We start from the raw sequence: 10,961 nt of genomic DNA, 5'->3' as shown, positions 1-10,961 counted from the left end.
TATGAGTCCTTTTTCTTGCACTTATCATCTTGCACTTAAATTGTAAATCAAAGACCAAAATATTAAACCAAAAATCGAGCCTGTCGTCATGATGACAGGCTCGATTTTTGATTTTATTTGGCTTGATTTTGAGCCTGCAACATCGCCAGCACTTGATCATAAACTGGGGATTTCAAATAATTGGTCACCCCTAAAATCCTGATCTCACCTGGCACTTGATCGTGAACCATGGACACCAAATCCTCACGCGCGATAAACAACGCGTTTTGATCTGGAGTCAAAGCTGAAATCGGTTCAGCGACGACGCTCACCGTGATGTCATTAAGCGGCTTTAACTTCGCTTGTAAAATCGCCACCGCCATTTGCGGCGTGCCTATGCCTTGCGTACCCGTGATAATAATTTTGCGGATCGCATGTTGAATATGTTGGGTGGCATTCACTTCGCTTTGCGGTTGATGGCTTCTCAGTAACACGACGCTGGCCACACCAAACGACACCACCGCAGCTAACCCAACGCCAGCCAATACCGCTAAGAAATTGCCAATACCTTGTGGCGTCAATAATAAAATCGAAATGATTGAACCAGGAGAAGCCACCGAGGTCAATCCGGCACCTAACGTTGAAAAGGTGAATGTCCCCGTGACCCCACCAGCGCTCGCCGCTAAGATCAAGGCTGGCTGACTTAAAACATATGGGAAATAGATTTCATGAATCCCACCGAAAAATTCGATGATCGCCGCATTGCCGGCAGACTTTTGCGAATGGCCATGGCCAAAGTAGTGAAACGCCAACAAAATGCCAAGCCCAGGTCCCGGATTGGTTTCCACCAAAAACAAAATGGATCGGCCGACTTGATCGGCAGCTTGCGTGCCCAAAGGCGTCAAAATGCCATGATTCAACGCATTGTTCAAAAACAGCACTTTTGCCGGTTCAATGATCAAGTTCGCCAGTGGCAACAAATGCCAACAGATCAAGCTTGCCACCCCACTGGCCAACAAGTTCGCCCCAGCATCTACAACTGGTGCTAACCCATAATAACTGACCAAGGCCAACAGGATGCCTAAGATCCCTGCTGAAAAATTGTTGACTAACATTTCAAACCCTTGTTTGACATGCGGCCTTAACCAATCATCGACTGTATTGACTGCCCAACCAGCTAGTGGTCCAGCGATCATGGCCCCTAAAATCGCGGCTGATTGCGCCGTGGCAATGACCCCCATCGCGGTGATGGCAGCCACTACCCCTCCGCGATGCCCGCCAACATTACTGCCACCAGTAAAAGCTAACAACATCGGGATCAAATAAGCCTGGCTCAATGACACCACGCGATAAATCTCAGCGTTTGGCCACCAGCCATGTGGGGCGCACACTGCCGCTAATAAGCCACATGCGATAAACGCGGCAATATTGGGCATCACCATATCGGTCAACACCGTGCCGACCTTAGTGACTTTTTGTCGAATTGAAGTGGTCATGTTCACACCTCCACGCCTGATTACACCGCATTCACATCGATCAGTTGCGGTCGGCCAAAGTAATAGCCTTGCATAATATCAGGCTGATAATTTTGGGCAATTTTTAAATCGACTTTGTTCTCAAAGCCTTCAATGGCAAAAAAGACACCAGCTAACTGGGCTTGTTCGCGCCAAAATTGTAATAATGGCGACACCAGCGTGATGAAGTCTTTTTTGTCGTGAAAATTTTGCAAGGCAAATTTATATTCTTGCACATAAGGCGACAAGGCTTGCACCAATGACAATTGGTTGTCGCCTGTGCCCACATCATCGATGCACACCCACAAGCCTGCTTCTTGATAGGTCCGCGCCGCTGAAACCAAGGCCGCTTGCGCCACGCCATAAGGGCGCTCGGTCAACTCCACGCATAATTGCATATCTGGCAGTTGGGCTTGTAATTGCGGCAACGTTTCCAAATAATCAGCACGAGCAAACTCTGGTTGATCCAAATTGATCGACAGCATTTGCGTTTCTTTGCTGACGGCTTTGACGGTTTGGGCCAGTAAGATGGCAATATCTTCAGCGTTAAAGCGGCCAAAATTTTGCGGGAAAGTCCATTGATCCGCGATTTTTTCACGCAAAAACAATTCATAAGCGAACCGTTCATCTTGCGCATACTTTGGTTGGCCCCAAAATCGGATCATGGCACTCCCCCCTTTTCCCCTTATCATATCATAACGAAATCATAAAGGGCGTTAAAAGAAAAATTGATTAAACCGTTTTCATCAGCTACACTTAAGGTTCAGGAATTTCGGAAAAATCCATCAAATGAACGGAGGTGCCTGATGCATATTTCAGCTTTTGGCGTGCGCGGCGATGAAGTCCCTTACTTTCAAGCTTGGGCGGCGCGCACCGAAAACCAAGTCGACTTATATGGGGATTACCTCAATGTCGACACTTGCCAACTCGCGGCTGACGCGGATGCCGTCACATGCTTTCAAACCGTTCCTTACCCCGCTGAGTTATTCAAAAAGCTACCCGTCCCCTATTTAGCATTGCGTAACGCTGGCTTCGAAAATGTCGATTTAGCTGCGGCACGAGAACATCATGTGCGCGTCAGCTATGTGCCGGCTTATTCCCCTAGTGCGATCGCTGAGTTTGCCATTATGAGCATGTTAGCATTATTGCGGCAAAACGGTCCCGTGCAAACCGCTTTGCATGATCATGACTACCGCTTGGCAAAAACCTTTATGGGCCGCGAACTAGGGGCTTGCACTGTGGGCGTGATCGGAACTGGACATATCGGCCAAGCGGTGATCAAAATTTTAAACGGGTTTGGGGCGCGGGTATTGATCACAGATGCGCATTTGCCTAAAGATCCCAGCTTAGCCTACACCCCAGTCCCTTTGCCGCAATTACTCGCGCAAAGCGATATCATCACCTTGCATATTCCCGGCGATCCAAGCAATCATCATTTACTCAATGATGAAGCGTTTCGCTTGATGAAACCCGGGGCCTTGATCATCAACACCGCCCGGCCGAATGTGTTAGATACCAAGGCACTGCTGCATCATTTGCGTTCTGGCAAACTCGGTGGGGTCGCGATCGATACGTTTGAACATGAAGCAGACGACTTGTTGCAACTGGCAGAAGATCATGACTTCAACGACCCATTGTGGGAAGAACTGCTCAGTATGCCAAATGTCTTATTGTCCCCACATATCGCCTATTATACCGATGTCGCTGTGCGCAACATGGTTGAACAAGCTTTGGACAGCTTGGTCGCTTTTGATGCTGGGCAGCCAGTCGCCACCGAACTGACTTAAATCAAACGTGGCTGAGACATAAAGCGAACTTAGCATAGAGTAGAAGGCGCCTGACGAGTAAATCCCGAACTTAGGATTTGCTTGGCAGGCGCCTTCTACGCAAATGCGTTGCTTTATGGCTCGTACAATCTTGTAATTGTCGGGTTTATTTTGTTGCCTTTAATGATGTCTTGGTCTCGTTTGATTTAAAACGTGACTGGGATCGTTTCATCTGGAACTTCTAAGCTAGGTTTGCCAAAGTAATAGCCTTGCACATACAAAACGCCAAGTTCGCGAGCTAATTCAAGGTCAGCTTCATTTTCCACCCCTTCAAGCACGAAGGTCAAATGATGAGCTTGCGCGACTTTCACCCAAAAAGCGGCCCGTTGCTTCAATTGTTCAGCACTGGTTTGTTTGCGTAAGTTTTGCATCGCAAATTTAACGTTATTCACATAGCCCAGCACTTCTTGAACCAATTCAAAGCTATTGTCAGAGCCGACATCATCGATCATTAACTTCACGCCAGCGGCTCGATATAAGGCACTGATCCGCCGCGTGGTGGCAGAATCGCTGAGATGCGTGATTTCAACATTTAAATGAGCTGGGCCCACGCTACTTTCAACAAACTGCGTCATCGCCGTGGCAAAGTCCAAATCGTTGAATTGATTAGCGGTTAAGTTGATATTCATAGTGGTGGCGCCAGTGCGCTGCATAAATTCTTGGATCAGAGAAATTTGCATCCAAGCTGGTAATTCAAAGGTATCCGGTAAGATCCAACGTTTTTGCAACGGGTCATAAGTACGCAGTAACAATTCATTGGAGCGTCGAATATGACCAGACGCATTGATTTCATACACGCCTTGGGCAAAGAAGCGGTAATCATCCACGTGTCTGACCACTTTATCATTGCCAGAGGCGCGCTTACCATCGACAGTCACGATATCACGGCCTGCGCGCTTGGAAATAGACAAGCTATCGTCGGCACGTTTGTACAGATCATTGGTATCTTCATCGCTTGGTTGCAAAGCCGTGACGCCACCAGACATGGTTAAAGCAATGCCGTGCCCTTCAAACTCAAAATCGCCTTTACGCACTGCTTGCCAACAAGTCTCGATCAAGGTTTTGACGACATCAGGCGTCGCGTTTGGGAAGACCAAATTGAGTTCTTCGCCAGTCGTGGCATAAACGCGATGGTCGATGCCACTGTCTTGCAGGACTTTGGTCAAGCGCTGCTCCACTTGGATCAACACGGCGTTGCCAGCTAAATGCCCATATTGATCATTGATTTGACGAAAATGATCTAAATCAAACGTCACAAATGTCAGGGGCTTGTGCAAACTTTGCGCTTGCTTGACTAATTCAGTGAGCTCTTTTTGCTGTGCCGCATAGCGCGTGTCAGCGTCTTGATCGTGATAGGCCAATTCTTGTAAGCGTCGATTAGCAGCTTCAATTTGCGATTGCCGGCCCCAATAGCCTAAAACAAAAGCTAACATCAAGCCAAACAACAGCACATTTTCAACGCGCAACGCCCAAGTCATCGGCATATTGGCGGAAACTCGCGGCGTGCTCAACCAAAACAAGGCCCCATACCCAAAAGCAGTGGGGACGCCAACGGCCCAATTGGTCAAAAATAATTCCCCATGGCGATGCATCACCCAAAGCAAAGCGCCAAAAGCCACCATGGCCATCAAGGTGATCGGCGCCAAAAAGTTGCTTTGATGATGCGACCACCACAACAAAGCGATCGCAATGGCTTGTGCCGCCACTTCAACGTGATTGAAGCCTTCAAATAACAGCGGTGTCACCAGCATAAATAAAGCCAAATTATGGTAGATAATGATATTTTGGCTCTCGGGTTGGATCATCACCACAAAGTGTACAAATAAACCGGCCGCGATGGCTAATCCCATTAAATAAGTGCGGCGGTGTTGGTGTTGCTCAAAAACTTGGCTGTAAACCCGCTGGAAATACTGAATAAAACCGATACTAAAAAAACTCAAGGTCAGCAAACGCACCAGCAGTAATGGCACATCAGCGAAAAATTCTTCAAACATACGTGTTCTCCCAAGCAATATTACGTTTATTATAGGCCATTTAATATTGTTCGGGTAGGCAAAATGCATTGTGATAGTCAAAAATCATGCGTGATGCAAAATTATCACGTAAAAAGAAAGCGAGACATCATTCCGAATTTCAGCATAGTCGCGTTCCATAAAGCAACGCCCAGAAATACAAGCGCCTCTACACCGCGATTAAAGAGCAAATCGTGATGTAGAGGCGCTTGTATTATGGGCTAAGACCGCTTTATGTCTCAGCCTCTCATCGCTTAACTGACGATCACTGCCATCCCCACTTTGGCATGCGTGAAGATCCATTGGGCATCTGGTACACTCAAGCGCACACAACCATGAGAGCCTGGCTCTTTTCCAAGTTTATCCGCTTCAGCCTCAATGTAATTACCTTTGGCGTCAGTCGGTACCGAATGGAATAAGTATTTACCGTGGTCCAACCAGCTGGTGTAGTAATTGGCCCCCATCATTTCTCGGCCATTGAAAAAGTGCGTCCCGCGTTCGGCTTGAATCGCGTAATGTCCAGTCGGCGTGGTGTTGTCAATGCCAGTCGATGCGTACATGGTGTACAAGGTTTTCCCATCAGCCTTCAGGTACACGCGCTGTTTGGCCAGGCTGACGACAAATTCCAAATTGGGATGCTTGGCGACATCGGGATAAGGTTTATTTTCAGATGGTTTGCGCCAGTTGATGTCAAGGTTTTTTTTGACGGTAGTCACTTTTTTAGTTTTCACTTTGGCCTTTTTCACAGCGCGCGCTTTGGCTTCAACTTGTTGGAGGTGTTGAGTCGCGGCGGCAGTTTGGGCGTTCAAAACCAATTTGCGGGCGCCGAATAAGGCGATCAAAATCACAAAGACCGCCGGCACGAACCATTTAAAATACTGCCACTTCATGCGCAAACCCGCTCACCTCTTTTTCTTTACTGTACTCAATGCATCCGTTTTCTGCAACTGAAATCATCATGATTCGCAATTAAGATGCTGATATGCCAAAAAGCGAATGTTACAAAATGGTTGCGCCGAGCTGATTGCGTTAAACTATGCATATATGTTGTAAAAGGAGTGTGGGATCATGAAGGCAACTGAAAATTCACGCGCGACTTACGCCCAAAGCCAACCTGATGCAGTTTTAGATCAGTTACATACGACCAAAGCGGGGTTGAGCCAAACGGAAGCCACCAAGCGCCTGGCGCAATACGGCCAAAACTCGATCACCAAGGCCGCTGAATCATCGCAATTAAAAGTTTTCTTGAAAAACTTTATCAGTTTAATGGCCATTTTACTGTGGGTTTCTGGCGCCATCGCGATTTTAGGCGGGACCTTGGAGCTGGGGATCGCCATTTGGCTGGTGAATGTGATCAATGGGTGTTTCTCATTTTGGCAAGAACACCAAGCAAAAAAAGCCACTGATTCCTTGATGGCGATGTTGCCGACGTATACGCAAGTCTATCGCGACGGCAAGCGCCAACAGATCAATGCCGTCGACTTGGTGCCAGGTGATGTGTTCACGTTGCAAGCCGGCAATGCCGTACCAGTCGACGCGCGCTTACTTGAAGCCACTTCAATGCAAGTCGATCAAAGCGCGTTGACTGGCGAATCCGTGCCTGAATCTAAATACATCCGCTATGATGCTGGCGAAGGTGAATTTGCCGAGAGTAACTTGGTTTACGCCGGCACCACAGTAGGCGCAGGGACTGGGTTAGCAGTTTGTTATGCGACTGGGATGCACACCGAATTTGGGAAAATCGCCAGTCTCACCCAACAACAAACCAAAGTCTTATCCCCTTTGCAAAAAGAACTCGACCGTTTGACCAAGCAGATCTCAATGATCGCCATTGCCATCGGCTTAGCGTTCTTCGTCGCCGCGATTTTCTTTGTGCATTATCCGATCGCTAAATCCTTTATCTTTGCCTTAGGGATGATCGTCGCCTTTATTCCAGAAGGTTTACTGCCAACGGTGACACTATCGTTAGCCCATGGGGTTCAGCGCATGGCCAAGAAACATGCCTTAGTCAAAGACCTCAACTCAGTGGAAACCTTAGGCGAAACCACGGTGATCTGCTCAGATAAAACTGGGACGTTGACGCAAAACCAGATGACGGTCAACCACATTTGGACGTTAGCGCATCATTATGACGTCACCGGCCAAGGCTACGTCAACAATGGTGAGATCCAACTCGATGGTCAAACTGTCGACTACCAAAAAGATCCTGACTTAGACAAATTGTTACGTGTGGCGGCGTTAAACAACGACACCACAGTGCAAATGGCCGATGGCAAGCCAAAGATTTTAGGCACGCCAACGGAAGCTGCCCTTGTGATCATGGCCCAAAAAGCCAAGTTTGATATCGACCACGCCGAAAAAGCGACGCCACGCTTGAAAGAATTTCCTTTTGATTCCGATCGCAAACGCATGGGCACCGTGCATCAACATGATGACCACACCTTGTCCGCTTGTGTCAAAGGCAGCTTGTCGGACTTGTTGCCACAATGTACCACGGTACAAGTCAACGGCGTGGTGCGGCCGATCACCGATGACGACCGGGAAAAAATCAACGCCGCCAACACCAAATATGCCGCGATGGGCTTGCGGAGTTTAGCCATCGCTTATCGTGAAATCCCCTTGCAAAAAGATTTGCAAAGTCAATTGGATGCCTTAACGATTGAAAACACCGAAAATCAATTGACCTTTGTCGGCTTGACGGTCATGGCTGACCCGCCGCGTCCAGAAATCTTTGACGCCGTGGCGAAGTGCCACGCTGCCAACATTAAAATCATCATGGTCACCGGTGATTCCACATTGACTGCTAAGTCCATCGCCGTGAAAATCGGCTTGACCTCAGACAAAGCGCGCGTGGTCACTGGGACCGAACTCGACGCCATGAGCGAACCGGAATTACAAGAAGCCTTGCGTGGGGAAATCATTTTCGCTCGGGTCGCGCCGGAACAAAAGTACAAAATCGTCTCCACGTTGCAAGAAAATGGTGAAATCGTCGCCTCCACTGGTGATGGGGTCAATGATGCCCCAGCGTTGAAGAAAGCTGATATCGGGGTGGCCATGGGTGTCACCGGGACGGATGTGGCCAAAGATGCTGCGGATATGATCTTAACGGATGATAACTTTGCATCGATCGTCGCCGCGATTGAAGAAGGCCGCACCGTTTACGCCAACTTGCAAAAGTTCTTAACTTATATCTTGACGTCAAATGTCCCAGAAGCGATCCCAAGTGTCTTGTTCCTGTTTTCTCGCGGCTTGATTCCACTGCCGATGACCGTCATGCAGATCTTAACGGTTGATTTAGGCACAGACATGTTGCCAGCATTAGGATTAGGCGCTGAACAAGCTGAACCCGGCATCATGAACCAGCCACCACGCAAGCGCACCGCTCACTTGATGAATAAGCATGTGGTGATGAAAGCCTTCGCGTGGTACGGCTTATTGGCCAGTGCAATTTCGACTTTCGCCTACTTCTTTGTCAACTGGCAAAACGGCTGGCCACAAGTCGCCTTGTTCTCAAATGGCAATGGCTATGCCCGGGCAACGACGATGGTCTTAGGTGCGATCGTCTTCTTCCAAATCGCCAATGCCTTGAACTGCCGGACACAATTTGCCTCGGTCATCAAAGCTGGCATTTTCTCCAACAAACGGATTTGGTATGGGATCATTTTTGAAGTGTTGTTGCTGATTGTCTTAACGGTGGTGCCATTCTTCCAAGGACTGTTCAACACCACGGTTTTACAAGCTAGTGACTGGATCTTCTTGGCGATCATTCCAATTCCGGTATTCTTGATCGAAGAAGCCCGCAAAGCTTGGACGCGCCACAACATGGCGGCTAAGTAATTCACAAAAAGTAACCCTTGAGTTGGTCATTCGGTCGACTCAAGGGTTACTTTTTTTAGGCGCGTTTGCGGTTAGGGGTACTCACCACTTGTTTATCTTGCCATAAGCTCATTAACACGGCATACAACTCACCGAAGCGCTCGGCAGTTGGGTGTTCCGGCCAGTTGAACACATTCGGTTGGGTTTTGGCTTCTAAAGCAGCGGCTTGGATCACCAAGTCAGCACTTTGCGGATCAACGGTTGGCGCGAGTAGCTCGACAATCGCTTGTTGTTTTAACATCGCCACCAAATCAATATCGGCCAATCCGCTTTGATCTAAGGTCAACAACACCTTCACTGGCTGTTGCGGCCGAAAACTGGCTTTGAACAGGCGCAGGTTTTGTTCAAAATTGTCACTGAGCAAATCGATCACATCGATAAAATTCTCCAAGTGTTGCGATAACACCACTTGTGTCAAGGTTTGACGAATGATGCGGGAATAATGTGGATCTTTCACATGTGCCTCTAACTCATCATGGAACGTGTAAGCCACTAACTGATTGAAATCGACGCCTAACGTCAATACTGATGCGCTCACCGCTAACAAGTTGGCTTGCATCAATTGTTTTTCCGCCGGCGTCAATGGGCGCTCCCAAGCCGGAAAGGCCGACACAAAGCCTTTGGTCAATTGGTATACATCTGGGGCATACCGTCTGAAGCGTTCAATGTACACCTGCATTTGCGCGTCGTCAGACACCATAAAGTTCGGTTGCAAATGCATCAGGAAAAAGGCGAAGCTGGCTTCTCCCATCACTTGCAAACGGGTCATCGGCGGTAATTCAAAATCGCGCACATGGCCATGACCTAAAGCCAGATCCAAACTCGGTAGCGGATAATCCAACACCACTTTCGCCCGATCATAAGTCAAAATGTGGCCAGACTTCATGCGTTGCAAGCTGATGGCCAAATAATACATCGAAATTTCTTCAGCAGTCGCGTTAGGGATCTCACAATCAAGCGTTTGATAAACCCGATGGACCACTTGTTTGGCCGTGGTACGGGTAATATTTTTAAACGGCCAAGCGACGCCTGCAGTCGCCTGCCAAAACATCGTGGTGAAAAACAGGCGCAAATGCGCTTCATCGCCGACAAAGTTGAGGTGTTCTGGGATCATTTTGACCCCAAACACCTGGGCTAAATCGCGCAACGGATGCAAATGCCGCATCACGGTCATCCGCGAAAGATGCATCGGCGCGACAAAATCATCAAAACGCATGTGATGGTTGGACAGCGCCGCTTGCATAAATTGATAAGGGCTAGTTTGCGTGATCATTTCATAACGCAAACGCGCATCAGACAGATTAAATAGCGTGGTCAAATCGGCATGCGGGTCGCCAACGATGCGTTGCAACACGCCTAATAAATCGTTGTAAATGTTGTAGATGCTACCGTAGTTGCGACCAGTGGCGTGTGCGACTTGCCGCAAGTTGACTTCAGTGACAAAGGCGACGCCGTCTTTTTCAGCGGCGAGGCGTTCTTCCACCGACATTTGGGCGAGTCGCAATTGGCGAATCGTGGTAAATAAGTTGAGTCGATCCAGTGCAGATGAGGATAAAAACAAGTCCCCACTTTGTTTTTGCATCATAGGCATGGGTCACACCTCCTTCCAAAGTTATCATCTCCTTTATTATATTGGTGACTAGACGCCACATCGGTCAGGATATATAAAAATAATTTGTTTCGTTTGCCAGAGACTCACGCTGCCCGGCAACGCTAGTGTTTCATGCAGCCATCTGGTGCCAGTGGTCTAACTC

Annotated in this window: 7 protein-coding genes; 2 read left to right on the top strand and 5 right to left on the bottom strand. The window is 48.3% G+C overall.

Going from position 1 to position 10,961, the window contains the following annotated elements; all coding sequences use genetic code 11:
* Nucleotides 1-113: 113 nt before the first annotated feature.
* Nucleotides 114-1,475 (bottom strand): PTS transporter subunit EIIC, encoded by a 1,362-nt coding sequence (locus tag FD01_RS04110; protein ID WP_056962755.1) that lies wholly within the window; start codon nt 1,473-1,475, stop codon nt 114-116.
* Nucleotides 1,476-1,495: 20 nt separating this feature from the next.
* Entirely contained in the window at nt 1,496-2,158 is a 663-nt protein-coding gene (locus tag FD01_RS04105) for an EAL domain-containing protein (RefSeq protein ID WP_056962753.1), read from the bottom strand.
* Between the two features lie 141 nt (nt 2,159-2,299).
* Between FD01_RS04105 and FD01_RS04100 the strand changes: the two genes are divergently transcribed.
* Nucleotides 2,300-3,280, top strand: coding sequence for an NAD(P)-dependent oxidoreductase (locus FD01_RS04100; RefSeq protein WP_054717562.1), 981 nt, complete (start codon nt 2,300-2,302; stop codon nt 3,278-3,280).
* A 185-nt stretch (nt 3,281-3,465) separates the two neighbouring features.
* Here the strand turns inward: FD01_RS04100 and FD01_RS04095 are convergent, their stop codons facing one another.
* Together FD01_RS04095 and FD01_RS04090 are read right to left on the bottom strand one after the other, a co-directional pair.
* On the bottom strand, nt 3,466-5,313 hold the full coding sequence (locus FD01_RS04095) for a sensor domain-containing diguanylate cyclase (RefSeq protein ID WP_056962751.1): 1,848 nt from the start codon (nt 5,311-5,313) through the stop codon (nt 3,466-3,468).
* Between the two features lie 272 nt (nt 5,314-5,585).
* On the bottom strand, nt 5,586-6,221 hold the full coding sequence (locus FD01_RS04090; RefSeq protein ID WP_082611680.1) for a L,D-transpeptidase: 636 nt from the start codon (nt 6,219-6,221) through the stop codon (nt 5,586-5,588).
* 178 nt (nt 6,222-6,399) lie between these two features.
* On the opposite strand from FD01_RS04090, the gene FD01_RS04085 reads away from it, so the two are divergent.
* Nucleotides 6,400-9,168, top strand: coding sequence for a cation-translocating P-type ATPase (locus FD01_RS04085; protein ID WP_056962750.1), 2,769 nt, complete (start codon nt 6,400-6,402; stop codon nt 9,166-9,168).
* 55 nt (nt 9,169-9,223) lie between these two features.
* Here FD01_RS04085 and FD01_RS04080 read toward each other — a convergent pair whose 3' ends face one another.
* On the bottom strand, nt 9,224-10,798 hold the full coding sequence (locus FD01_RS04080) for a helix-turn-helix domain-containing protein (RefSeq protein WP_054717548.1): 1,575 nt from the start codon (nt 10,796-10,798) through the stop codon (nt 9,224-9,226).
* Nucleotides 10,799-10,961 lie beyond the last annotated feature (163 nt).

The sequence above is a fragment of the Lacticaseibacillus manihotivorans DSM 13343 = JCM 12514 genome, from assembly GCF_001435035.1.
GTDB lineage: Bacteria > Bacillota > Bacilli > Lactobacillales > Lactobacillaceae > Lacticaseibacillus > Lacticaseibacillus manihotivorans.
This window is presented reverse-complemented; position numbering and strand designations above follow the sequence as displayed.